This window comes from Myceligenerans pegani (genome assembly GCF_014892515.1).
GTDB lineage: Bacteria > Actinomycetota > Actinomycetes > Actinomycetales > Cellulomonadaceae > Myceligenerans > Myceligenerans pegani.
In genome coordinates, this window is the sequence record NZ_JADBGR010000096.1 from 74,905 (window position 1) to 99,421 (window position 24,517).

General features: G+C 72.6%; 25 protein-coding genes and 1 other RNA gene. 20 read left to right on the forward strand and 6 right to left on the reverse strand.

The genetic code is table 11. The features are described 5' to 3' along the window. On the reverse strand, positions 1–1,140 hold the full coding sequence (locus IIE03_RS15715) for an adenylate/guanylate cyclase domain-containing protein (protein WP_192863698.1): 1,140 nt from the start codon (positions 1,138–1,140) through the stop codon (positions 1–3). A 157-nt stretch (positions 1,141–1,297) separates the two neighbouring features. Continuing rightward, positions 1,298–2,164 carry a biotin--[acetyl-CoA-carboxylase] ligase gene (locus IIE03_RS15720; RefSeq protein ID WP_192863699.1) on the reverse strand — a complete coding sequence of 289 codons (867 nt, stop codon included), beginning with the start codon at positions 2,162–2,164 and terminating at the stop codon, positions 1,298–1,300. A 142-nt stretch (positions 2,165–2,306) separates the two neighbouring features. On the opposite strand from IIE03_RS15720, the gene IIE03_RS15725 reads away from it, so the two are divergent. From IIE03_RS15725 to IIE03_RS15740, 4 genes are all read left to right on the forward strand, one after another. Next, entirely contained in the window at positions 2,307–3,905 is a 1,599-nt protein-coding gene (locus IIE03_RS15725; protein ID WP_192863700.1) for an acyl-CoA carboxylase subunit beta, read from the forward strand. Positions 3,906–3,983: 78 nt separating this feature from the next. Next, complete coding sequence (locus tag IIE03_RS15730; protein WP_225997838.1) at positions 3,984–4,577, forward strand: hypothetical protein; 594 nt, start codon at positions 3,984–3,986, stop codon at positions 4,575–4,577. Further along, positions 4,574–4,816, forward strand: coding sequence for an acyl-CoA carboxylase epsilon subunit (locus tag IIE03_RS15735; RefSeq protein WP_192863701.1), 243 nt, complete (start codon positions 4,574–4,576; stop codon positions 4,814–4,816). The genes IIE03_RS15730 and IIE03_RS15735 overlap by 4 nt, the downstream gene beginning before the upstream one ends. After that, on the forward strand, positions 4,813–5,835 hold the full coding sequence (locus IIE03_RS15740) for a hypothetical protein (RefSeq protein WP_192863702.1): 1,023 nt from the start codon (positions 4,813–4,815) through the stop codon (positions 5,833–5,835). The genes IIE03_RS15735 and IIE03_RS15740 overlap by 4 nt, the downstream gene beginning before the upstream one ends. Here IIE03_RS15740 and IIE03_RS15745 read toward each other — a convergent pair. From IIE03_RS15745 to IIE03_RS15755, 3 genes are all read right to left on the reverse strand, one after another. Further along, on the reverse strand, positions 5,805–6,248 hold the full coding sequence (locus IIE03_RS15745) for a CBS domain-containing protein (RefSeq protein WP_192863703.1): 444 nt from the start codon (positions 6,246–6,248) through the stop codon (positions 5,805–5,807). The genes IIE03_RS15740 and IIE03_RS15745 overlap by 31 nt on opposite strands. Positions 6,249–6,391: 143 nt before the next feature. Then, positions 6,392–8,098 carry a DUF885 domain-containing protein gene (locus IIE03_RS15750; RefSeq protein ID WP_318843016.1) on the reverse strand — a complete coding sequence of 569 codons (1,707 nt, stop codon included), beginning with the start codon at positions 8,096–8,098 and terminating at the stop codon, positions 6,392–6,394. 126 nt (positions 8,099–8,224) lie between these two features. After that, entirely contained in the window at positions 8,225–8,974 is a 750-nt protein-coding gene (locus IIE03_RS15755; RefSeq protein WP_192863704.1) for an SOS response-associated peptidase, read from the reverse strand. A gap of 212 nt (positions 8,975–9,186) precedes the next feature. Between IIE03_RS15755 and IIE03_RS15760 the strand changes: the two genes are divergently transcribed. Together IIE03_RS15760 and IIE03_RS26400 are read left to right on the forward strand one after the other, a co-directional pair. Continuing rightward, positions 9,187–10,431: a multidrug effflux MFS transporter gene (locus IIE03_RS15760; protein WP_192863705.1), complete on the forward strand. Its 1,245-nt coding sequence runs from the start codon at positions 9,187–9,189 to the stop codon at positions 10,429–10,431. A gap of 103 nt (positions 10,432–10,534) precedes the next feature. Beyond that, complete coding sequence (locus IIE03_RS26400) at positions 10,535–11,974, forward strand: LCP family protein (protein ID WP_192863706.1); 1,440 nt, start codon at positions 10,535–10,537, stop codon at positions 11,972–11,974. A 117-nt stretch (positions 11,975–12,091) separates the two neighbouring features. Here the strand turns inward: IIE03_RS26400 and IIE03_RS15770 are convergent, their stop codons facing one another. Then, positions 12,092–13,309 carry a pyridoxal phosphate-dependent aminotransferase gene (locus IIE03_RS15770; protein ID WP_192863707.1) on the reverse strand — a complete coding sequence of 406 codons (1,218 nt, stop codon included), beginning with the start codon at positions 13,307–13,309 and terminating at the stop codon, positions 12,092–12,094. Positions 13,310–13,663: 354 nt separating this feature from the next. Between IIE03_RS15770 and IIE03_RS15775 the strand changes: the two genes are divergently transcribed. From IIE03_RS15775 to ssrA, 14 genes are all read left to right on the forward strand, one after another. Continuing rightward, positions 13,664–15,058 carry a CpaF family protein gene (locus IIE03_RS15775; protein WP_192863708.1) on the forward strand — a complete coding sequence of 465 codons (1,395 nt, stop codon included), beginning with the start codon at positions 13,664–13,666 and terminating at the stop codon, positions 15,056–15,058. Continuing rightward, a complete protein-coding gene (locus IIE03_RS15780) occupies positions 15,058–15,912 on the forward strand; it encodes a type II secretion system F family protein (RefSeq protein ID WP_192863709.1) in 855 nt (284 codons plus the stop codon). The genes IIE03_RS15775 and IIE03_RS15780 overlap by 1 nt, the downstream gene beginning before the upstream one ends. Next, on the forward strand, positions 15,909–16,844 hold the full coding sequence (locus IIE03_RS15785) for a type II secretion system F family protein (RefSeq protein WP_192863710.1): 936 nt from the start codon (positions 15,909–15,911) through the stop codon (positions 16,842–16,844). Before IIE03_RS15780 ends, IIE03_RS15785 begins: the two co-directional genes overlap by 4 nt. Before the next feature lie 34 nt (positions 16,845–16,878). Then, complete coding sequence (locus tag IIE03_RS25965) at positions 16,879–17,070, forward strand: hypothetical protein (protein ID WP_225997839.1); 192 nt, start codon at positions 16,879–16,881, stop codon at positions 17,068–17,070. Next, entirely contained in the window at positions 17,067–17,444 is a 378-nt protein-coding gene (locus tag IIE03_RS15790) for a TadE/TadG family type IV pilus assembly protein (protein ID WP_192863711.1), read from the forward strand. Before IIE03_RS25965 ends, IIE03_RS15790 begins: the two co-directional genes overlap by 4 nt. Continuing rightward, on the forward strand, positions 17,441–17,896 hold the full coding sequence (locus tag IIE03_RS15795) for a pilus assembly protein (RefSeq protein ID WP_318843017.1): 456 nt from the start codon (positions 17,441–17,443) through the stop codon (positions 17,894–17,896). Before IIE03_RS15790 ends, IIE03_RS15795 begins: the two co-directional genes overlap by 4 nt. Then, a complete protein-coding gene (locus IIE03_RS15800) occupies positions 17,896–18,387 on the forward strand; it encodes a hypothetical protein (RefSeq protein WP_192863712.1) in 492 nt (163 codons plus the stop codon). The genes IIE03_RS15795 and IIE03_RS15800 overlap by 1 nt, the downstream gene beginning before the upstream one ends. 55 nt (positions 18,388–18,442) lie before the next feature. Beyond that, positions 18,443–19,558 (forward strand): peptide chain release factor 2, encoded by a 1,116-nt coding sequence (gene prfB / locus IIE03_RS15805; RefSeq protein WP_192863713.1) that lies wholly within the window; start codon positions 18,443–18,445, stop codon positions 19,556–19,558. Between the two features lie 284 nt (positions 19,559–19,842). Beyond that, complete coding sequence (gene ftsE / locus IIE03_RS15810; RefSeq protein ID WP_192863714.1) at positions 19,843–20,655, forward strand: cell division ATP-binding protein FtsE; 813 nt, start codon at positions 19,843–19,845, stop codon at positions 20,653–20,655. Between the two features lies 1 nt (position 20,656). Next, entirely contained in the window at positions 20,657–21,568 is a 912-nt protein-coding gene (gene ftsX / locus IIE03_RS15815) for a permease-like cell division protein FtsX (RefSeq protein ID WP_192863715.1), read from the forward strand. 2 nt (positions 21,569–21,570) lie between these two features. Beyond that, positions 21,571–22,917, forward strand: a complete 1,347-nt coding sequence (locus IIE03_RS15820; protein ID WP_225997840.1) for a peptidoglycan DD-metalloendopeptidase family protein — start codon at positions 21,571–21,573, stop codon at positions 22,915–22,917. A gap of 108 nt (positions 22,918–23,025) precedes the next feature. After that, positions 23,026–23,523, forward strand: a complete 498-nt coding sequence (gene smpB, locus IIE03_RS15825; RefSeq protein WP_192863717.1) for an SsrA-binding protein SmpB — start codon at positions 23,026–23,028, stop codon at positions 23,521–23,523. A gap of 3 nt (positions 23,524–23,526) precedes the next feature. Then, positions 23,527–23,844 (forward strand): Rdx family protein, encoded by a 318-nt coding sequence (locus IIE03_RS15830; protein WP_192863718.1) that lies wholly within the window; start codon positions 23,527–23,529, stop codon positions 23,842–23,844. A 176-nt stretch (positions 23,845–24,020) separates the two neighbouring features. Beyond that, positions 24,021–24,392: a transfer-messenger RNA gene (gene ssrA / locus IIE03_RS15835) on the forward strand. Positions 24,393–24,517: the final 125 nt, after the last annotated feature.

Genomic DNA, 24,517 nt, shown 5'->3' on the forward strand with positions numbered 1-24,517 from the left:
TCAGCCCGTGTAGGCGCGCTGGAGGCGGACCGGCGCCAGCGGACCGATCCCGGGAACCTCCCGGACCGGCTGCCGCGTCAGCGCGTACTGGGACGACGCCGCCGCGAGGATGTCCGCGGTCGGCTTGTCCACCAGCACGGTGGACGGCTCCGCCTGGTCGGTGAGCCGCGACGCCAGGTTCACCGACGGGCCGAACACGTCGCCGAACCGCGACAGGACGCGCCCCCACACGAACCCCACGCGCACCGGGATCTCGGGCTCGTCCGGCTGGGCCGTGCCGAGCGACTCGCCGGTCGCCTCGGCGAGGTTGAGTGCGACCTCGGCGCCCGTCGCGGCGTCGTCGGCCACGAAGAGGATGGCGTCGCCGATCGTCTTGACGACACGGCCGCCGCAGTTCGTGATGATGTCGCGGGCGCCGGCCTCGAAGCGCTGCACGAAGTCGGCCAGCTCCGCCGACTCCAGGCCCGCCGTCCGCTTCGTGAAGGAGACGATGTCGGCGAACCCCACGGCCCGCGGGAGCGGGAGCTGGTGGGCGTCGTGGTCCGTCTCGTCGCGCGCGCCCGCGAACTCGATCGCCATCCGGCCCGTCAGTGCCGCGAGCTGGCGGCGCCAGGCGTGCTCGAGCTGGTGCCCGAGGACCTCGGCGAGGTCGGGAAGACGGTCCAGGGCGAGCAGCCGGGCCGAGGTCTCGTCCAGGTCGTACCGCCGGGCCAGGTGCTCCACGAGAGCCTCGACCTGCCACAGGGCGAGGCGCTCGGTGGTGTGGCCCATCGCGCGGACGAAGGCCATCCGCGCCCGGTCGTCCATCTCCTGCGTCTCGAAGACCTCGTCGATCTCGCGCAGCGCCGAGACGTCCGACGCCGTGAACCACGGGTCGGTCGGGTGGGTCACGGGCAGGCCCATCCACCGCCAGAAGTCCTCGATCTTCTTCCGGTCCAGGCCCGTCCGCTCGACGATCTCCGAGAACGTGTACTGCCGTGGCCCGCCCAGGATCTCCTCGTCGAGGCGCGTCGCGGTGTCCGAGCCGAACGCGTGGGAAGGGGTGTGTTCCGGTCCGGACGGACCGGCGGAGGCGTCCGGACCGGACGGGTCGCCCGGCGCCTGGGCGCCCTCGGCGCGGTCGGGTTGGTTCTCGAGCACGGGCACCAGCCTATTCGGGTCGCTCGAACCGGCCGCACCACGCCGTGGCCCGGCCTGTGCCGTTGCCTGGCCCACGCCGTGGCCCGACCTCGCCGTGGCCCGACCTGGGCCGGGCTCGACCTGCGCGGGGCTCGATCCAGGACCTGGTTCGGGCGAGTCACCTCAGATGATGGACGTCCCCCGCGGAGACCACGCGCTCCTGCCCGGCTGCGGTACGGATCACGAGGGCGCCCGTCGCGTCCAGCCGCACGGCCTCGCCCTCGACGACGCCCGCGTCGCCGGCCAGCTCCGCGCGGACACGGGTGCCGAGGGTCGCGGACACGCGCGCGCACTCGTCGGCCAGCCCCGACGTCACCGGGTCGCCTCCCGCCGCCTCCCACCGGTCGACGACGACCGCCACCTCACGCAGGAGCGCGGCCAGCAGCGCGGTCCGGTCGAGGTCCCCGTACCCGGCCAGCGCCAGCGAGGAGGCGGTCTCCACGGGCAGCTCGGCGGCGGTCTGCGACACGTTGAGGCCGATGCCGAGCACGACCGCCGCGGGCTCTCCCGCTCCGCCCGCGGGGACGATCTCGGGGACGACCTCGGCCAGGATCCCCGCCACCTTGCGGTACCCGCCCAGTCCGGTGACGGGGGAGTCGGCCCGCACCAGCACGTCGTTGGGCCACTTGACCGCGAGGCCCCAGGCGCCGTCGTCGGGCCCGCCGCCGTCGTCCGCGGAGACCGCGCGGACGACCGCGGTCCCGGCCAGCAGCGGGAGCCAGCCGAGGCGCTCGGCCGGGACAGCCGGGCGCAGCAGCGTCGACACGATGAGGGAGGCGTGCGGCGGTGACGCCCAGGAGCGGCCGGCGCGGCCGCGACCGGCGGTCTGGTGCTCGGCGACGAGGGCCGACGGCGCGGGCCAGGCGCCCGGGTCGGCCCGCACGGCGGCGACGAGCTCGGTGTTGGTGGACCCGGACTCGTCGACCACCTCGATGCGGTGGAATCCGGGCAGGTGGAGCTCGTCGGGGCGAAGCGGTGCGCGCATGACCTCCATCCTGCCTTTCCCGAGGCCGTCCCGCGTGCCGCGGTGGGAGAACCGCGCCCTGTAGGAACCGCACAAGCCCCACCACCCCCACGCTGACGACGTTGCCATCGAGTTGGCCGAATCTTCCAACTAGGCTCGCCTCGTGAACGACGCCACGACCGCCGCCCCCGCGGGCACCCAGGCCAAGCTCGACGACCTCGAGGCCCGCCGCGCCGCCGCGGTCACCGATCCCGAGGTGACCGCGCAGGCCAAGCAGCACAAGCGCGACAAGAAGACGGCGCGCGAGCGCATCGCCGAGCTGCTCGACGAGGGCAGCTTCGTCGAGCTCGACGCGCTCGCCACGCACCGCAGTCGCAACTTCGGCCTCGACAAGAAGCGCATCCCGGGCGACGGCGTCGTGACCGGGTACGGCACGATCGACGGCCGTCAGGTCTGCATCTACGCGCAGGACTTCACCGTGTTCGGCGGCAGCCTGGGCGAGGTGCACGGCGAGAAGATCACCAAGGTGCAGGACCTCGCGCTGCGCACGGGCGTGCCGATCATCGGGATCAGCGACGGCGGTGGCGCGCGCATCCAGGAGGGCGTGGCGGCCCTGACGCAGTTCGCGGAGATGTTCCGGCGCAACGTGGCGGCGTCGGGCGTGATCCCGCAGATCTCGCTCATCCTCGGGCCCAGCGCCGGCGGCGCGGTGTACTCCCCCGCGCTGACCGACTTCATCGTCATGGCGGACGGCACGTCGAACATGTTCATCACCGGGCCGGACGTGATCCGCTCGGTGACCGGCGAGGACGTCGACTTCGAGACGCTGGGCGGGGCGCGCACGCACAACGCGACGTCGGGCGTGGCTCACTACATGGCGCACGACGAGGACGACGCGCTCGACTACGTCCGGCATCTGCTTTCCTACCTGCCGCAGAACAACCTGAGCGACGCCCCGGCGTTCCCGGCCGAGGACACCCCGCTCGAGGTCACCGCCGACGACGAGGCGCTGGACCGACTCGTCCCCGACTCCGACAACCAGCCCTACGACATGCGCGACGCCGTCGAGGCGGTGCTGGACCCGGAGTCGTTCCTGGAGGTCCAGCCGATGTTCGCGGCCAACGTGCTGACGGGCTTCGGGCACGTGGAGGGGCAGGCGGTGGGCATCGTCGCCAACCAGCCGCTGTCGATGGCGGGCACGCTGGACATCGACGCCGCGGAGAAGGCCGCGCGGTTCGTGCGCACGTGCGACGCGTTCAACATCCCCGTGCTGACGTTCGTCGACGTGCCGGGCTTCCTGCCGGGCGTGGGACAGGAGCACCAGGGGATCATCCGCCGCGGCGCGAAGCTGATCTACGCGTACGCCGAGGCGACCGTCCCGTTGGTCACGGTCATCACCCGGAAGGCGTACGGCGGCGCGTACATCGTGATGGGCTCCAAGCAGCTCGGCGCGGACATCAACCTGGCCTGGCCCACCGCGCAGATCGCGGTCATGGGCGCGAGCGGCGCCGTGAACATCCTGCAGCGAGGGGCGCTCAAGAAGGTCGCCGACGACGGCGGCGACGTCGAGGCGGAGCGCGCGCGGCTCACGGCCGAGTACGAGGAGGCCATCGTCAACCCGTGGGACGCGGCCGAGCGCGGGTACGTGGACGCGGTGATCCGCCCGTCGGAGACGCGTGTCCAGGTGGTCCGGGCGCTGCGGGCGCTGCGTACCAAGCGTGCGAGCCTGCCGCCGAAGAAGCACGGCAACATTCCTCTGTGAAGGGGGCACACAGTCGGGCGCACTACGCTTGACCTCTCACGGCCCCGTCCCCGGCCGGCCCCACCGGAGGAACCCCACATGAGCCATGAGGACGCCACGCACGGCCCGGCACCGCTGGGTCCCGTGGATCCTGAACCGCTGCACCGCGCGGTGGACGCGCTCGCCGCGACCCTGCACGACTACGTCCGCACGGCGGTCGGCGTGCGCGCGGAGTTCGGCGCCGCCGAGGCCGACGAGGACCCGCGCGTGCACGCGCTCGAGGAGAAGGTGGGGCAGCGGAACGCCGACCTCTTCGACACCCTGCACGGCGCCCTCGGCATGCACCCGGACCTCACCACCTCCATCTGGGAGCCGGGCGCGGACGCGTCCGGCCCGGAGCAGCCCGGCGTCGAGCGGCGCGCGGAGCCGTTCTACCTGAGCTTCCTGGTCGCCGCGCGGGGGAACGACGCCTCGCTGGACGGCGTGCTCAGCCTGGTCGACGCCACGGGCGAGGAGATCGCCGAACGGCTGGCCGACGGCGGGTACGAGGTGCTCGAGTGGATCTCGTCGCGGGGCGCGCCGGCCGGTTTCGACGACGGTTCGCTCGACGAGGACGCGTTCGACGACACCGACGACCACCCCGGCTCCGGCGGGGACGACCACACCGACGACTTCAGGGAGGACGAACGATGAGCTCGCACCCGCAGGTACGGGTCGTGCGCGGGCGGCCCGACGACGTCGAGGTCGCCGCTCTCGTGGCGGGCCTCGCGGCCGTCACGGCCGCCGTGGAACCGGAGGACGCCGCCCCCATCGACGAGTGGACCAACCGGTCGCGCGTGCTGCGCGGCAACGGCGCCGCCACCGCGAAGAACTTCGGCGGCCGGTCGGGCCGCCACAACGCCGACGCCTGGCGCTGGAGCCTGCGCTCGTGAGCGCACGGGCGCGCGTCGTCGGCGCGCTGGTCGAGTCGCCGCTGCAACTGCTGTGCACGATCGAGGCGCATGCCGCGGGACTCGGCGGGGAGACCACGCGCGTGCACGTGCGCGACGACGTCCCCACGCTCGCCCAGGCGCGCGACGCGCTCGCCCGGGCCGCCCTGCCGCCCGGCCTGACCATGGACGTGCGACCGGTCCGGAACGCCATGTGGTCGCTGAACCGGAACCGGATCGTCGGGGAGGCGTTCTCGGGCGTCGTGCAGACCGCCCTCCTGACGCGCCCCGTCGACTCGATCACGCTGGTCGACGACGGGCTGGCGGCCCTCGACCTCGACCGCATCCTCACCTCGCCGACCGGGGCGTTCGTGCGCTCCGGCGTGCGTTCCGGCGCGGCGCGCCGCGCGTTGGGCCGTGCCACGGCGGACCGGCTGCGTTCCCTGGCGCGCCGGGACGGGCTCACCCTGTTCACCGCCTTGCCGCTGCCCGGCGACGCGCTCGGCCGCCTGTCGGAGGCCGGCGTGCGCGTGGTGCCCGACGAGTTCGCCTGGTTCAGCTCCCAGCCCCTGCAGGCGGCGCCCGACGAGCCGACCGTCGTGGTGGGCTCCGGCCTGGTGGGCGCGGGATTCGTGGACACGGACAGCTACCTGTCGTGGGTGCTGTCCCTGGCCGCGGAGGGGCCGCTGCTCTACGTGCCGTACCGGCGCGACGAGCCCCTCGTCCAGCGCATCCTGCGGACCACCCCCGGCGTGACCATCGCCGACCCCGGCGCGGTGCTGGAACTGCGGCTGTCCGGCATGCACGAGGGCCAGCGCGTGCTCAGCCTGCCGACGACGTCGACCGTGCTGCTCACCTCGATCCTCGGCCGGCGCGGCGTGAACGTCGAGGTCAAGGCGGTGCCGGACAGTTGGTGGGCGCCGAGCGTCCCCGAGCAGGTGCGCAAGGACGCGGCGTTCCTGGTGGACCTCTCCGCCGCCGCCCGGGCCGCTCAGACGGGCATGCGCCCGCCGGTGATGTAGTCCGTCAGCTGGTCACGCTCGGCCTGCACCTCCGCGATCCGGTGCTTGACGACGTCGCCGATGCTCACGATCCCGGCCAGCCGGTCGTCCACGAGCACGGGGACGTGCCGGACGCGGTGCTCCGTCATCAGGGGCATCAGCTCGTCGAGCGTGGCCTCGGGGCCGCACGTGTGCACCTCGGCCGTCATGATCTGCGCGACCGTGCCGTCCAGGACGCCGTCCCCCTCCGTGTGCAGCCTGCGGACGACGTCGCGCTCGCTGACGATGCCGTCCACGCGGGCGCCGTCGTCGGACACCACGACGGCGCCGATCCGGTGCTCCGCCAGCAGGGCGAGCAGCTCACGCACGCTCCGGTCACCGGAGATGGTGACCACCGAGACGCCCTTACGTCGCAATGCCTCTGTCACTCGCATGGGAAGCACCTCCGTCGCCGCTCGCCGGGACCGGCGTCGTCGCAGGCCCCTTTCCCTGACGGTACGGCACGCGCCGCGGTTCGGGTAGGGGCGGGTGCGCAGGTGGGCGCACCCGCCTCGGGACGTTCCTCCATATCAGCAACTCAGGCGAGTGCCTCACGAAGCACGTCCAGGCCGACCGAACCCAGGTTCAGCGCGCGGGCGTGGAACGCCTTCGCGTCGAACTCCTCACCCCTCGCGGCCGCGGCCTCCTTCGCCTCGTCCCGCGTCTGCTCCCACAGCCGCTGGCCCACCTTGTACGATGGCGCCTGCCCCGGCCATCCCAGGTAGCGGTGGTACTCGAAGCGGACGAACTCCTCGGGCATGTTCACGTTCGCCTTCAGGAACTCCCACGCCGTGCCGGCGTCCCAGGTCTTCCCGCCCCAGGCCGCGGGTGCCTTGAGGCCCAGGTGCATGCCGATGTCGAAGACGACGCGGGCCGCACGCAGGCGCTGGCCGTCGAGCATGCCGAGCCGGTCGCCGGGATCGTCCAGGTAGCCGAGATCGGCCATCAGGCGCTCCGCGTACAGCGCCCAGCCCTCGCCATGCCCGGAGACCCAGCACGCGAGCCGGCGCCACGAGTTGAGCGTGTTCCGCGCGTGGACCGCCTGCGAGCACTGCAGGTGGTGGCCGGGGACGCCCTCGTGGTAGACGGTCGTCTTCTCGCGCCACGTGTTGAACTCGGTGACGCCCTGCGGCACGGACCACCACATGCGCCCGGGCCGCGAGAAGTCGTCGCTCGGCGGGGTGTAGTAGATCCCACCGGTCTGCGTGGGCGCGATCAGGCACTCCAGGTTCAGCACCGGTTCGGGGATGTCGAAGTGCGTGCCGTTCAGGTCGCGGATCGCGGCGTCCGACGTCTCCTGCATCCAGGCCTTGAGCGCTTCGGGACCGGCGAGCTTCCGGGCCGGGTCCTCGTCGAGCACACGCACCGCGTCCTCGACGGTCGCGTCCGGACCTGCGATCTCGCGGGCCACCGCCTCCTGCTCGGCCACGACACGGGCGAGTTCCTCGACGCCCCACTCGTAGGTCTCCTCCAGATCGACCGCGGCGCCGAGGAAGGTCCGGCTGAACAGCGCGTAGCGGTCCCGGCCCACGGCGTCGGTCTCGGGGGCCCGGGGAGCGAGCTCGGACTCGAGGAAGTCCGCGAGACGCGCGTACGCCTCCCGGGCCCCGGCGGCGTTCGTCTCCAGATCACGGCGCAGCAGGCTGCACGACGACGAGCCGTCGAGCACCGACTCCGCCTCCTTGCCACGCACGAACGAGGAGAAGAACGACTCGTCGCCCGCCAGCTCCCGAGCCTGCTTGACGCACTCGCGGACCTGGCGGATCGCGGCGACGTCGCCGCGGGAGGCCGCGAGGCGGAGGGACTCGGTGTAGCCGTCGACGGCCGCCGGCAGGGCGTCCAGGCGACCGGAGATGTTCTCCCACGCCTCGACCGACCCGGTCGGCATCATGTCGAAGATGTCCCGGAGGTACTGCACCGGCGAGGCGATGTTGTTCAGGTCGGCGACGTCCTCGCCGGCATCGTGCAGCTCGAGCTCCAGGCCGAGGCGCTCGCGCATGGCCGCGAGGGTCACGTGGTCGACGTCGTCCACGGGGTCCACGGCGTCGAGCGCGTCGAGCGTGGCGCGGTTCAGCGCGGCGGCCGCGTCGTGGTAGGCCGGGTCCAGCGCGTCCATGAGGTGGTCGTGCCCGGGCAGGCCCATCTCGGTGGCGGTCATCGGGCTGTGTTCGATCAGTCGCTGCACGTGCGCGTCGGCGACGGCGTCGACGGCGGTCGGGGTTCGCGTGTCGGAGGGTGTGGTCACGTCGCGAGAGTACTGCGGCGGGGTGGGCGCGCGCCCCGGCTTTTCCGTGCCACCGGGGGAGCACCACGCGCGGTCGGTCGCGGGAACCGGGGGTCCGGCCGTGGGAGTCCCGTCAGAGGAGCCGGGTCACAAGAGCACGGGATCCGGGTCGCGGGGATCCCGCTCCGGTTCGATCAGGCCGGGCCCGTCGTTGCGGACCGAGCCGACGGCGGCGCCCACCGGGGTGGTGGACAGCGGCGTGCCGGGCCCGCGCAAGAGGTCACCGGCCTCCTGGGCGCCGACGCCCGGATCGAGCCAGCGGTCCCAGGCGTCCGGGGGCAGCACCACCGGGGTGCGGTCGTGGACGCGCTCCATCGCGCCGGCCGCGGCCCGGGTGATCACCGTGGTCGTGACGAGCCAGCGGGCCGGATCGTCGTCGGCCCTCGTACGGTCGCGCCAGAACTCGTAGAGGCCCGCGAACGCGGCCGTGCGCCCCGCGGCCGGATGGATCCAGTAGGCCTGCTTCACCCCGCGGCCGACGTCGGGCAGCCGTCTCCACTCGTAGTACCCGTCCGCGACCACGAGGCAGCGCCGGGCCGCGAGGGGCTTGGCGAACGCCGGCTTGTCGAGCAGGGACTCGCTGCGGGCGTTGATCATGCGCGCGCCGACGCCCGGGTCCTTGGCCCAGGAGGGGACGAGGCCCCAGCGGGCGACGCGCATCGACCGGGTGATCTCGCCGGTGGCCCGCGCCGCTCGCTCGACCACGATCCTGACCGGGTCGGTCGGCGCGACGTTCCACGACGGCGCCAGCAGCCGCGCGTCCTCGGCGAGCTCGGCGACCGCGAACTCGTCGGCCAGATCCTGGGCGTCCCTGAACGACGCGAACCTTCCGCACATGCCCCCAGTGTGCTCCGGGTGTCTGACATCGCCTGGTGGGCGGGGCCGGGCGGGCGGGACCGGCTCGGGTGGGCTCACGGCCGGTCGCCGCACCCGACTCGAACCGGCCGTGACACACATTACCCGTGACACGTTCGTATCGTTTCGATAGACTGGGGAAACCGTCCACCAGCATCGTCGCCGCCCACTCTCGTCGCGCCCCCAGGAGACTTGTGTCCACCGCGCAGCTCGCCACCCGTTCCGTCGCCCTCCCCTCCTCGCCCGCCCGCCCGCGCGGCAGGACCGTCGCCCTGTGGGTCGTCATGCTCGGCTCCCTGTGCGCCCTGCCGGCGTTCACCACGGACATGTACCTGCCGGGCATCCCGCAGGTCGCCGCCGACCTCGGCTCGACCGAGGCGATGGCGCAGCTCACGGTGTCGGCCATGCTCGTCGGCGGTGGACTCGGTCAGCTCGTCATCGGGCCGCTCTCCGACCGGTTCGGACGCCGCGCCCCGCTGCTGGTCGGCCTGGCGCTGCACGTCGTGACGTCGCTGCTGTGCGCCGTCGTCCCCACGATGAGCGGCCTGATCGCTCTGCGAGTGCTGCAGGGCTTCTTCAACGCCGCCGCCGGCACCACGGCGATGGCCGTGGTCCGCGACCGGTTCACCGGGGCGGAGGCGGCACGCGTCCTGTCGCGCCTCATGCTGGTCATCGGCATCGCGCCGATGTTCGCCCCGACCATCGGGGCGGCCATCCTCACCGAGGCGTCGTGGCGCTGGGTGTTCGTGCTGCTGGCCGCCATGGGCGCGGTGCTCGCGCTCATCGTGCTCGGGCTCATGCCCGAGACGCACGCGGCCGAGCGGCGTGTCGCCGGCCGGACGGGCCGGGCCTTCGCCGGCTACGCCACCCTGCTGCGGGACCGGCAGTTCCTCGCCCTCGCGGTCCTGCCCGGCCTGTCGTTCGGCGTGCTGATGAGCTACGTCGTCAGCTCTCCCGTGGTGTTCCAGCAGGAGTTCGGTCTCTCCCACGGCGAGTTCTCGGTGCTGTTCGCCGCCAACGGCGTCGGGCTCGTGCTCGCCGCTCAGGTCAACGCCGCGCTCGTGCGCCGGATCGACCCGATGCGCCTGATGCGGTTCGCCGTCGTGGCGCAGACCGCCACCTCGGCCGTGCTGCTCGGCGTCGTGCTGCTCGGCATCGGCGGCCTGACGGGGCTGCTCGTCGTGATGTGGCTGGCGCTCGCGGCCACGCCGCTCATCCAGCCGAACGCCGCGGCACTGGCGATGTCCCGGCACGGTGAGATCGCCGGCACGTCGGCCGCGATGATCGGCGCGGCGCAGTCGTCGGTCGCGGGGATCGTCAGCTCGCTCGCGGGGTTCCTCGGCGGCGGGTCGGTCGCGATGGTGTCGGTGATGTTCGCGTCCGTGCTCGGGGCGCTGGTGGTCATGGCCGTCGCCACGCCGGCGTTCCGGCGGCCCTGAGGGCCGGGCCGCGACGGTACGCGGTGTGGAGATACCGCACAACCTTCGACACCTGACAAGCGTCTGAACAAGTGTGGAACGTGATGACGCTATTCTCCGGGCTATGCCTCAGCCTGACCGGCCGTCCGCGCAGCACGCCTCGATGCCGCCACATCGGATCCCCAAGCGGACGGATCGGCCGGCCAATCGGCACTCCTCAGGCAAGGGCTGGTCGCGCAAGCCACGCATCGTCGCGATGTCGTTCGTCGGTGTGCTCGCGCTGGGCGGTGCCGCGACGGCCACGGTCATGGAGCAGCTGGCGGCGGAGGTCGAGGTCTCGGACGTGTCCGGCATCGTGCAGGGTGCCAGCAAGGAGGTGAAGGACCCGGCCGACCCCTTCAAGGACGTCCCGGTGAACATCCTGGTGATGGGCACGGACTTCCGCGACGCGGAGAACGTGGCGGTCGCGGGCGGCGCCGACGAGGCCGGGATGCGGTCCGACACCACGATGCTGGTGCACATCTCCCGGGACCGGTCGTGGATCCACGTCGTGTCGATCCCGCGCGACTCGATGGTGAACCGGCCCGGGTGCGAGCTCCCGGACGGGAGCATGGCGCCGGCGCTCGGGCTCGGTCAGTTCAACGGCGCCTTCAACGCCGGCGGCTACCTGACGGGCGAGGGTGAGAACGATCTCACCTACGGCGCCGCCTGCACCATCACGACGGTCATGGACAACACAGGCCTGCCGATGCCCAACCACATCGTCGTCAAGATGCACAGCGTGCTCGACGTGGTCGACGCCATCGGCGGTGTGCGGGTCTGCCTCCCGTACCCCATCGTGACCCCGCAGCAGTACGGCGGCGTGAACCTTCCCGCCGGTGAGCAGACGCTGGACGGCATGGACTCGCTCGACTACCTGCGCGCGCGCCACGTGGAGGGGACCACCCAGAGCGACCTGGACCGCATCGACCGGCAACAGGGGTTCATCAACGCGCTGCTGCGCCAGATCCTGTCGGCCGACACGATGGCCAACCCGGCGAAGATGCTGAACCTGTCGAAGGCGGTGCTCGGCTCCGTGAACCCGGACCCGGAGCTCGGCGACGCGCGGAACCTCGTGGGGCTCGCGTTCAGCCTCAAGGACATCCAGAAGAACCGGATCCTCTTCACCACGGTCCCGAACCAGCCGTGGACGCAGGATCCGAACCGCGTCGAATGGACCTACGAGGCGGACCAGCTCTGGGCCGACCTCGCGAACGACGTGGAGCCGGCCGGCCTGCCCCCGCTCGAGGGCGAGGAGACATCGGGCAGCGGCGGCGCGGACGGCGGCTCGGGGGCCGACGGCGGCGGCTCCGGGGGGGACGACGGCGGTTCCGGCGGTGACGGTGGAGGTTCCGGCGGCGGTGGCTCGGGTGGTGGCTCCGGCGCATCGGGCGATGAGGCCGGCGCCGACGACGGGACCGGTACGGACGGGACTGGCACGGACAGCACCGCCACGCCATCCACCGACGAGGCGTCCGCGGACCCCGACCCGGAACCGAGCCAGCCGACGGGGACCTGCTCCTGACGAAACCTCTCCTGGCCGGCGCCGACGACGCCGTCGTGGCCGACCGCGCCCTGCGTCGGGAGAGCGCAACCACCGAGCAGAACGGCGTGGTCGCGCGCAGGTGCCCCGGCTTCCGGGTCAGCCGAACGCCTTGACGAGCCGCCGCATGCCCTCCTCCAGCACGTCCGGCTGCTTGACGTAGGTGAACCTGACCCAGCTCCGCAGCGCGTCCGACGTCGGGGAGCCCGGCGCGCAGAACGCGGACACCGGGACGGCGACGACGCCCGCGAGCTCGGGGAGGCGGCGGCACAGCTCGGTGCCGTCGTCGAACCCGAGGCCCGACGCGTCGGCGGCGACGAAGTAGGTACCGGCGGGCACCGAGACGGCGAATCCGGCGGTGGTGAGGCCCTCGCAGACCAGGTCGCGGCGTTCGGCCAGGGAGGCGGCGAGTGCCCGCGGGGCGTCGTCGTCGGCCAGCACCTCGGCGATCGCGGGCTGGAGCGGCGCGCCGGAGCTGAACGTGAGGAACTGCTTCACGGTGCGTACCGCGGTGATCAGGTCGGCCGGGCCGCTCACCCAGCCGATCTTCCAGCCCGTGAACGAGAAGGTCTTGCCGGACGACGACACCGTCAGGGTGCGTTCCCGCATCCCCGGCAGGGTGGCGACGGGGACGTGGCGGGCGCCGTCGTACACGAGGTGCTCGTAGACCTCGTCCGTGAGGACGACGGTGTCGTGCTCGCGCGCGACGGCGGCGACCGCCTCGAGCTCGGCCGTCGTGAGCACCGCGCCGGTGGGGTTGTGCGGTGTGTTGAGCACGATCACGCGGGTGCGTGGCGAGGCGGCCGCGCGCAGGGCCGCGACGTCGAGGCGGAACGCACCGTCGCGCGGCACGAGCGGGGCGGTCACGTGCGTAGCGCCGGACAGGGCGATGCAGGCGGCGTGCACGTCGTAGAACGGTTCGAGCGTGAGCACCTCGTCGCCGGGCCCCACGAGGGCGAGGATCGAGGCGGCGATGCCCTCGGTGGCCCCGGTCGAGACGAGGATCTCGGAGTCCGGGTCGAGCTCGAGCCCGTAGTGGCGGCGCTGGTGGTCGGCGACGGCGCGGCGCAGCTCAGGGACGCCGTCGCCGGGGGCGTACTGGTTGCGGCCGGCGCGGATGGCGGCGATCGCGGCGTCCTTGGCGGCCTGCGGGCCGTCGACGTCGGGGAACCCCTGACCGAGGTTGACGGCGCCGGTGCGGGCGGCGAGGGCGGACATCTCGGCGAAGATCGTGGCGGCGACCGTCCCGTCGGCGGACATCAGTCCGATGGAGCGGGCGACGGACTGCCAGGGACCGGGAGGGCCGACGTTGGTCATGAAGCCGACCCTAGCCGGGCGGAGCGGCACCGGGAACGCCGTGCGGTGTGTCCCGTCGGCCCGCGTCCACCGGTCGTCCACCGGTGTTTCACGGCGGAGCGAGGTCGCACACCCCCCGTTACCTGCGTATATGTGGAAAACCTTGTGGATCTGTGGATAACTCCGGCCCCGGGTCTGGCGTGTCGTCCACAGGGCCTGGAAACGGCGGCCACGAGGGCGCCCGCCGCTGCAGAGAGTTATCCACAGGTATTCGGTGGTGACGAGCGGATCCCGGGCGGTGGCCCTACGCTCGACGGCAGCAGCGATCGGGGGTCGCTGACAAGGACAACCACCAGCACTTTCAGGGGGAGGGCCATGCCCGTTGCCGCGGAGGGGATCGGGAGCGCCGGAGCGGACCCGGACGTGGCCGACGGGGGCGTGGCGCCGACGCCGGACGGCGCGGGTGTCGTCGACGTGCTGGAGCGAGAGGTGCGCGAGCTCGTGCGGCGGCGTGGCGTCGACCCGGTGGCGGAAGCCGATGCCTTCGGCGACCTGGTTCGCGAGGCAGTGGCGGACTACGAGGATCGGGCCGCACGCGGCGTCGTCGTCCCGCTGCAGGATGCCGGACGCGCCGCACAAGAGGTCCATGCCGCGGTCGGCGGGCTCGGGCCCCTGCAGCCGTACCTGGACGATCCGGAGATCGAGGAGATCTGGATCAACGAGCCCAGCCAGGTCTTCGTCGCCCGCGGCGGAAGGAGCGAGCTGACCACGACGATCCTCAGCTCCGAACAGGTGGGTGACCTGGTGGAGCGGATGCTCAAGTCCACCGGGCGCCGCCTCGACCTCAGCAGCCCCTTCGTGGACGCGTGCCTTCCCGGCGGAGAGCGCCTGCACGCCGTGCTGCCCGGCGTGACCCGCCGGCACCTGAGCGTGAACATCCGCAAGCACGTGGTGCGGGCCTCGGGGCTGGACGACCTGGTCCGGCTCGGCTCGCTCACCCGGCACGCGGCGACGTTCCTCGGCGCCGCCGTGCGGGCGGGACTGAACGTCCTCGTCGCCGGTGCCACCCAGGCGGGGAAGACCACCATGCTCAACGCGCTGGCCGGATCGATCCCGGCGCACGAGCGCGTCGTCTCGTGCGAGGAGGTGTGGGAGCTGCGGCTCCCCGTGCGCGATCAGGTGGCGATGCAGTGCCGCCAGGCCTCCCTGGAGGGCACGGGCGAGATCCCCCTTCGCCGCCTCGTCAAGGAGGCGCTGCGGATGCGGCCGGACCGCATCGTGATCGGGGAGGTCCGTGAGGCGGAGGCGTTCGACCTGCTCGTGGCGCTGAACTCCGGCATCCCGGGGATGTGCACCGTGCACGCGAGCTCGGCGCGCGAGGCCGTCGTGAAGATGACCACCCTCCCGCTGCTGGCGGGAGAGAACGTGACCGACCGGTTCGTGGTGCCGACCGTCGCGGCCGCCGTCGATCTCGTGGTGCACCTCGTCATCGAGCGCGGACGCCGGGTGGTCCGGGAGATCCTCGCCGTCACCGGTCGCGTCGAGGACGGCGTCGTCGAGACCGCGACGCTGTTCCGGCGCGACGACCACGGCCTGCGCCGGGCCGACGGGATGCCCCCGCACCTGCTGCGGTTCACCGACGCGGGGATCGACGTGCACGCGCTGCTCACCGACGGGGAGCCGGCGCTCGGGGCCGACGACGTCCCGGGCGCTGTCCCGGCCGCCACGCCGCGCGCCGAGTCCCCCTGGACCCTCGCGGCGCGCGCCTGATGGGGGTCGTGGTCGGCCTGCTCCTCGGCGCGGGTGTCTGGTGCCTGTGGTGGTCCTGGTGGGAACGGCCGGTCGGCCCGCGTCCCGGGGCGGGCGGCGCCCGGACGCGCGAGTTGCTCGCCCAGGCGGGCCTGCCGCACGCCTCACCGGCCGCGCTGTACGGGGCGACGGGAGCGGCGGCACTGGGCGCGGGCCTGATCGTGCTCGCGGCAACCAGGTCGCCCGCGCTCGCCCTCTGCTTCGCGGCGCTGGCGGCTCTGGGCCCGCGTGCCGGGCTCCGGGCACGGGCGCGCGCCCGGACGCGGTCCTTGCGCGCCATGTGGCCGGACGTCGTCGACCACCTCGCCTCCGGCGTGCGGGCCGGGCTGTCCCTGCCGGAGGCCGTCGCCCAGCTCGCCGAACGCGGACCGATCGCGCTGCGTGAGCCGTTCGCCCAGTTCGCGCGCGACTTCCGGGCGTCCGGCCGGTTCGGCGACAGCCTCACCGCGCTCAAAGACCGGCTCGCCGACCCGGTCGCCGACCGGATCGTCGAGGCGCTGCGGATCACGCACGACGTCGGAGGCCGCGACCTCGGCAGGCTCCTGCGCACCCTGTCCGGATTCCTCCGCGACGACCTGCGCACCCGCGGCGAGCTCGAGGCCCGGCAGAGCTGGACCGTCAACGGGGCACGCGTCGCCGTCGCCGGCCCCTGGCTGATCCTCGCACTGCTCGCCACCCGGCCCGGCGCCGTCGGGGCCTACGACACGCCGGCCGGGGCGGCGGTCCTGATCGCCGGCGTGGTGTGCTCGTTCGCCGCGTACCGCGTGATGCTGCGGGTGGGGCGGCTCCCGGCCGAGGCGCGGGTGCTGCGATGAACGCGTGGGCGGTATGGGGCGGGACGGCCGGGCTCGGCCTCGGCGCCGGGCTGTGGCTGGTGTGGGCGGCATGGCGCGCGCGACGCCCGAGTCTCGTCGAGCGGCTCGAACCCTACCTCCGGCCCCGCCCGTCGACCTCAGCCCTGCTGCACGACGGGGACCCCGGCCGCACCGGACCGTTCGGGCTGTTCGTCGCGCTGGTGGCCCTGCCCGGGGTCGCCGCGCGCCTGGAGCGCCTCGGCTCGCCGGCCGACGGCCTGCGCCGGCGCCTCGACCGGGCGGCGAGCGGGGAGTCGGTCGAGCACTTCCGGGCGCGCCAGCTCACCTGGACGGTGCTCGGCCTCGCCGCCGGGCTCGGCCTCGCGATCCTGCTGGCGTGGACGCGGCCGGCCCCGGGCGTCGTGCTGGGCGCGCTCGTCGTGCTCGGCGGCGCCGCGGGCTACGTGACCTGCGACCAGGCGCTGACCTGGACCGTGCGCCGTCGCGAGGAGCGCATGCTCGCCGAGTTCCCGACCATCGCCGACCTGCTCGCACTGGCCGTGGCCGCGGGCGAGAGCCCCGCCGCCGCGCTCGACCGTGTCGCGCGGAGCACGACCGGGGAACTGTCCCGCGAGCTGACCCGGGTCGTCCGGGCGGTCCGGGCCGGAGCCGCCGTCCCGGACGCGCTCACCGCGATGTCCGCCCGCACCGGCTGCGTGCCGCTGAGCCGGTTCGCCGACGCCGTCGCCGTCGCGCTGGAGCGCGGGACACCGCTGGCCGGCGTGCTCCAGGCACAGGCCCAGGACGTGCGCGAGGCGGGCCGGCGGGCCCTGATGGAGTCCGGCGGACGGCGCGAGATCGCGATGCTCGTCCCCGTCGTCTTCCTGATCCTGCCGGTGACCGTCATGTTCGCCGTGTTTCCCAGCCTCGCCGCCCTGCGCGTGGGGTTCTGACGCCGAAGAGACAACCGACGAAGGGATGCCCGAGATGTCACCGAAGATCGACCGCGCTCCATGGTTCCGGGGCCGTGCCCGCGATTCCGAGCGGGGCGACGTTCCCGGGTGGGTGCTGATAACTCTGATGTCCGCTGGATTGGTGGTCGCCCTGTGGGCCGTGGCCGGACCGCTCCTCGAGGGGGCGTTCCGTCAGGCGATCGCCTCCGTGACGGGAAACGGGTGACCGGGCGGGACGAGCGCGGTGCCGCCGTCGCCGAGTCCGTGGTCGTCACCGGATTCGTCCTCGCGCTGCTGCTCGGCGTCGTCCAGGTGACGCTCGCCGTGCACGTGCGCGCGCTGGCGATCGACGCGGCCGCCGAGGGCGCCCGCGTCGCGGCCCGGGCGGACCGCGGTCCGGTGGACGGCGTCGCGCGCACGCGCGAGCTGCTCGCCGCGTCGCTGAACGGCTCGTACGCCCGTGACGTGACCGCCCGGGAGACGACGCTCGACGGGTTGCGCGTGACGGAGGTCGAGGTCACGACGCCGCTCCCGGTGGTCGGCCTGCTGGGACCGGCCTCCGCCGTGACCGTGCGGGGACACGCGCTGGAGGAACCGTGACCCGGGTCGCCGTGCCGCGCGACGCGGGGCACGAGGCCGGGTCGGCGGTCGTGGAGGTCCTGCTCGCCGTGCTGCTCCTCGTGCCGCTCGTCTACCTCGTCGCCGTGGTGGGTCGCGTCCAGGCCGGGACGTTCGCCGCCGAGACCGCCGCACGGGAGGCGGTGCGCGCCGTGGTGACCGCCGATTCGGCCGGCCGGGGAGCGGCACGGGCGGAGGCCGCCGTCCGCATCGCGCTGCGTGATCAGGACCTGCCCGAGAGCGCCGGGACCCTCGACATCGAGTGCGGGCACGAGGGGTGCCTCGCTCCCGGCGGGGAGGTCGCCGCCGTCGTGCGCGTCGCCGTGCCCCTGCCGCTCGTGCCCGGGGAGCCGGGGCGCCGCGTCCCGGCGATGGTGCGTGTCGACGCCGCGCACGTCGGCGTCGTGGACCGCTACGCGGCGGTGCGGCCGTGATGCCGCCACCTGCCGCGCCGGGCTGCGACGGCGCGCCCCGGGCCGACGGCCCGGAGGGCGGGCGCGTCTGGCTGCTGACGGCGGCGTTCGTGATGTTCGCGGTGGCCCTGGTCGGGATGGTCGCCTCGGCGACGGCCGTGCACCTGGACCGCAAGCACCTTGCCGACCTGGCCGACATGCTCGCCGCGAGTGCCGCCCAGGCCGTCGACGAGCAGCGGATCTATGCCGGTGAGGTGGTTCCGGACGGCGATCGGGGCGGGGGGACGCTGGTGCTGGACGACCGGAGCGTCGCGGCCGCCGTCGAGCGCTACCTCGCCGAGCATCCGGGCGTGGCGCCCGACGGCCTCCGGGTCGTCTCGGCGACGTCGCCCGACGGCCGGTCCGCCCGGGTCTCGCTCGCGGCGCCGAGCCGGCCGCTGCTGCTGGGCTGGTTCACGGACGCGACCCGGCCGATCGTCCTGACGGCGACGTCGACGGCAAGGGCGTGGTGAGGGCCGTGGCACCTCGGCGACGAGCCGGCGGGCCGGGCGGGTAGGCTGGATTCTCGTGGCAACCATCGACTTCCCGTCCGAGATCAAGGGCCTGCGCGGCACCCTCGAGTCCATCGAGGCGGTCAGCGACCCCAGCGCGCTGGAGAGCAAGATCGCCGAGCTCTCCGAGCAGGCGGCGGCGCCCGACCTCTGGGACGATCCGGAGACCGGGCAGAAGGTGACGTCCGCGCTGTCGGCGGCGCAGGCCGAGCTGGACCGGGTGAACAAGCTCGGTGCGCGGATCGACGACGTCGAGACGCTGGTCGAGCTCGGCGAAGAGATGGAGGACGCGGATTCCCTGCAGGAGGCGGAGGCCGAGATCGCCGCGATCCGCAAGGACCTCGACTCGCTCGAGGTGCGGACGCTCCTCAACGGCGAGTACGACGCGCGCGAGGCCGTCGTCACGATCCGGGCCGGAGCGGGTGGCGTGGACGCCGCGGACTTCGCCGAGATGCTGCTGCGCATGTACCTGCGCTGGGCCGAGCGCCACGGGTATCCCACCAAGGTGGGCGACACGTCGTACGCCGAGGAAGCGGGGCTGAAGTCGGCGACGTTCGAGGTCAACGTCCCGTACGCGTTCGGCACCCTGTCCGTCGAGGCCGGGACGCACCGGCTCGTGCGGATCTCCCCGTTCGACAACCAGGGGCGCCGGCAGACGTCGTTCGCGGCGGTCGAGGTGGTCCCGCTCATCGAGCAGACCGACCACATCGACATCCCGGAGTCCGAGCTCAAGATCGACGTGTACCGCTCGTCCGGGCCGGGCGGGCAGTCCGTGAACACCACCGACTCCGCCGTGCGCATGACGCACATCCCGACAGGCGTCGTGGTCGCGATGCAGAACGAGAAGTCGCAGATCCAGAACCGCGCCGCCGCGTACCGCGTGCTCCAGTCCCGCCTGCTGCTGCTGCGCCGGCAGGAGGAGGCCGCGAAGAAGAAGGAGCTCGCCGGCGACATCAAGGCGAGCTGGGGCGACCAGATGCGCTCGTACGTGCTGCAGCCGTACCAGATGGTCAAGGACCTGCGGACCGAGCACGAGCAGGGCAACACGCAGGCCGTCTTCGACGGCGCCATCGACGACTTCATCGAGGCCGGCATCCGCTGGCGCCGCAACCAGCAGGTCGCCTCCTCCTGACCCCGGCACGCGAGCCGCTCCCGGCCCGCGCCGCCAGGGCCTGCGTCGGGCCGCCAGCGCAACGACGTGCAAGCCCGCGCACAGCTGGGCGTCGTCTTGTCGTGAAATTCCAGGTGTTTCCCTGAAACCGCCTGCGGGAGCCGCGACATGAAACGGGCCACCGGCGTGTCTCGCCGTGTGCGTCGGCAAAATCACCCTTAGCCTCGCAGGTGGGTATCACCGGTGGTGATGCCCTCGGGGTCCCCAGGCAAGGCGGGGCCGACGTCATCCGTGGGGGAGTGCACGTGATTAGGTTCGAGAACGTGTCGAAGGTCTACACGCGCGGTGCGCGTCCCGCCCTCGAGGACGTCTCGGTGGACGTGCAGCGCGGCGAGTTCGTCTTCCTGGTCGGGGCCTCCGGCTCCGGGAAGTCGACCTTCCTGTCCCTCGTCCTCCGTGAGCACCGCCCCACCCGCGGCCGCATCTACGTCGCCGGACGCGACGTCGCGCGGCTCTCCTCCTGGCGCGTGCCCAAGCTCCGCCGTGAGCTCGGCGTCGTCTTCCAGGACTTCCGCCTGCTGCAGAACAAGACGGTCTACGAGAACGTCGCGTTCGCGCTCAAGGTCATCGGCAAGCCGAGGTCCGTGGTCCGCGACGCTGTCCCCGAGATCCTCGACATGGTCGGCCTGTCCGGCAAGGAGAAGCGCATGCCGACCGAGCTGTCGGGCGGTGAGCAGCAGCGCGCCGCCATCGCGCGCGCCATCGTCAACCGGCCCCAGATCCTGCTGGCCGACGAGCCCACCGGCAACCTCGACCCCACCACCAGCCTCGGCATCATGCGGCTGCTCGACCGCATCAACAGCACCGGCACCACCGTCGTCATGGCCACCCACGACGACGAGATCGTCAACGAGATGCGCCGCCGCGTCGTCGAGCTGTCCGACGGCGTCGTGGTGCGTGACGAGGCATCCGGCGTCTACGGCGAGCGCGAGTCGATCCTCCCGGAGGTCGGGCGCTCCACGGTGCTCGACACACCCGCGCGCGGCGTCCGCCGGCTGAGCGCGATACGTCGTCCCGGTCACGAACCGGCCCGGGCGTTCACGCACGGGGAGGCCTGACGTGCGATTCCAGTTCGTCGCCGGTGAGGTGGCGGCAGGACTGCGGCGCAACACCACCATGGTGGTCGCCGTCGTCCTCGTGACGTTCGTGTCCCTCACCTTCGTGGGGGCCGCCGCACTCCTGCAGACCCAGATCGGCAAGCTCAAGGACGACTGGTACGACCTCGTCCAGGTCTCCGTCTTCCTCTGCCCGACCGGCTCGATGATGCCCACCTGCGCCTCCGGCGAGGCCACCGAACGGCAGATCGACGCCGTCCGCGACATCATCGACACCGAACTCGCCGACGAGGTCGAGGCCGTCTACCTCGAGACCAAGGCCGACGCCTACGACGCCTTCACCGAGCGCTACCCCAACGGCTACCAGGGCACCCAGCTCACCGAGGACGACATGCAGGCGTCCCTGCGGCTCGAACTCGCCGACCCCGAGCAGTTCGCCGTGGTCAGCGACGTCCTCACCGGCCGCGACGGCGTCGAACTCGTCGAGGACCAGCGCGCCGTCTTCGAGCCCCTCTTCCGTACCCTCAACGTGGCGACGCTGCTCGCCGCCGGCCTCGCGGGCGTCATGCTCCTGGCCGCCGTGCTCCTCATCACCACCACCATCCGGCTGTCCGCGGTCTCGCGCCGCAAGGAGACCGAGATCATGCGGCTCGTCGGAGCCTCCAACCTGTTCGTCCAGCTCCCCTTCCTCCTGGAGGGTGCGATCGCCGCCGTCACCGGCGCGCTGCTCGCCTGCCTCGGGCTCTGGCTCGCGGTGCGATTCCTGGTCACGGACTGGCTGGAACGCTCCGTCGACTGGGTGGCCTACGTAGACTCCGGCGACGTGCTCGCCGTCGCGCCGTTCCTCGTCCTCGTGGCGGTGGCGCTCGCGGCGGTCAGCTCGGTCGTCACGCTCAACCGGTACACGAGGATCTGATGATGTCGCACCGATACCTGGCAGGAGTCGTCCCGCTGACCCTCGCATTCCTGCTCGCCCTCGGCGGCGGGACCGCCGTCGTCCCCGCCGCGGCCGACGACCTCGACGACCAGCGCGCCGCCGCCGAGGCCGAGGCCGAGGCCAAGGAGCGCGAGCGCGAGGAACTCGAGAGCAGCCTCGAGCACACCGACGAGCGGCTCGCCGAAGCCGCGCTCGAGCTCAACGACGTCGAGGCGCGCCTGCCGCTCGCCGAGGCCGAGCTGGCCCAGGCCGAGGCCGGTCTCGAACAGGCCGAACGGGAGGCCGCGATCCTCGCGCAACGTCTCACGGACGCGCAGTCCGAGGAGGCCCGGATCGTCCGGCAGATCGCCGACGACGCCGACAAGGCGGACACGGCGCGTGAGGACATCGTCCAGATGGCGCGCGAGGAGTTCCGCTCCTCGGGACGGACGACGGCGCTCGGCCTCGTCACGGGGGCGCAGACCACCGAGGAGTTCCTCGACGGGTACGCCGTCTCCTCCTCGGCGGCCCGGAGCCAGGCGCGGGCGCTCGCCGAACTGCAGGACTCCGCGGCGCAGGCGCGCAACATGCGGGCGCGGCTCACCGCGATCCGCGAGACGGTCGCGGAGCTCAAGGCGCTCGCCGACGAGAACGTCGAACGCAAGAAGGAGGTCCGCGAGGAGGCCGCGAGCAAGAAGGCCGAGATCGAGGACCTCATCGCGGAGCAGGAGAAGCTCAAGGACCGCATCGAGCGGCGCAGGGACGCCGCGACCCGGTCGCTCGAGGAGACCGAGCAGGCGATCAGCTCGATCGAGGCCGACCTCAAGGAGATCATCGCCGAGCAGCAGGAACGCGACCGGCAGCGTGCCGCCAGCCGCAGCGGCCGCGACGGCGGCGGGAGCGGCCGAGGTGGCGGGGACGGATCGTCCGGTGGGTCGTCGGGGACGACGTCGTACCTGACGTGGCCGACGGCGAACCCCGTGGTCACCTCCTCCTACGGGATGCGTTTCCACCCGGTGCTCAACTACTGGCGCCTGCACGCCGGCACGGATTTCCGGGCCTACTGCGGTACCCCGATCCTCGCGGCGAACTCGGGCACCGTGGTCTACGCCCGCACCATCCAGGGCCTGGGGAACCAGGTGCTCATCGACCACGGCTGGACGAGCGCCGGCAACAGCCTCATGTCGAGCTACAACCACCTCACGAGCTGGGCGGTCTCCCCGGGGCAGCGGGTGACGCGCGGTCAGGTGATCGGCTACTCGGGGACCACGGGGACGTCCACGGCCTGCCACCTGCACTTCGAGGTGTACGTCAACGGGTCCACAGTGGACCCGATGACCTACCTCTGATCTCGGCTTCCCGCGTTAATCACCGGACGGAGCGGGCCCTGGCGCGTATCCTGGATCGTCGCGCGCGGAGCTGGACGAGCGCCGATGCGATGGATGCGGAGGGAGACCATGGCGAAGGGCGCCAAGAAGAAGCAGAAGCACGAGGACCCGCGGAAGGTCGTGGCGAACAACAAGAAGGCGCGCCATGACTACGTGATCGAGGACGTCTTCGAGGCGGGCCTCGTGCTGTGGGGCACCGAGGTCAAGGCGCTGCGCATGGGGCGCGCGTCCCTCGTGGACGGCTACGTGCACGTGGACCGGGGAGAGGCCTGGCTGGAGGGTGTGCACATCCCCGAGTACTTCCAGGGCACCTGGAACAACCACTCGCCCCGCCGCAAGCGCAAGCTCCTGCTGCACAAGGACGAGATCCTGCGTCTGCAGGCCAAGGCGCACGAGAAGGGCCACACGGTGGTGCCGCTGTCCCTGTACTTCCTGGACGGCCGGGCCAAGGTCGAGATCGCGCTCGCGCGCGGCAAGAAGGAGTACGACAAGCGGCAGGCCCTGCGCGAGAAGCAGGACAACCGCGAGGCCCTGCGCGCCATGCGCCACCGCGAGAAGCTGAGCTAGGACGTGCCGGCACCGCGCATCGTCATCACGTACTGCGTCCGCTGCAGGTGGCTGCTGCGGGCGCAGTGGTACGCCGCCGAGCTGCTGCAGACCTTCGAGTCCGAGCTCGGCGAGGTCGCCCTGCGGCCCGCCGCGAAGGACGTCGAGGCCGGCGTCTTCCGGATCCAGGTGTCGGCGTCCGACGACGGCGTCCCGACGACGGTCTGGAACCGCAAGCGCGACGGCGGCTTCCCCGACATCGCCGAGCTCAAGCGCAGGGTGCGCGACCTGGTTGCGCCGGAGATGTCCCTGGGGCACGCGGATCGCTCGGCCAACCGCTGAGTGCAGGGGATCGGCGCGCTGCCGCCCCCTGCAGCACTCCCGTCACCTGGGCGTTCGTGCACGACGGCGGTCGTGGCGCGGCCGGGAAATAACGTGACGGGCCGGCGTGTTGATCCACTAGACTGGGTACCTCGCCGGAGCCCTCGGGCCTCGGTGGGGCGTTGACAACTCAACATGGGGCTGATCGGTTTCGACGGTGGTCGTGCTTCGAGGGGAAGCGGGCCGAGGATGCAGACTTATCTCGCTAACGATGTCTGCAAACCAATAGTTGCCGATAAGAACTCGCGCAACGACTTCGCCCTCGCCGCCTGAGGCGGGCCCGAAGTCCGTCGGCCCGGGGGTGCTCTCACCCCGGTAGCCGGCGTCATCTCGAGAGCCACTGCCAGTGGTCCACGTCACCGGGACCACTGGGACTTCTAGGTGACTGAGCCCGTCCGCGAATGAGTCTGCGCAAGCGCGGGGGCCGAGAAAAGCCATAGCAGACTGCGCCCGGAGAAGTCCTCGAAAAGCGACACCGGACCCGGGTTCGATTCCCGGCAGCTCCACCCAAAACGGACTACTCGAACAGTGGTCCGAGGTCGCACCCTTCAGGAGGATGTTGACCGTGTTTAGTGCAGCAGGCCCGTCTCCATCGGAGGCGGGCCTGCTGTCGTGTGAGGGCTCGCGGGGCCGG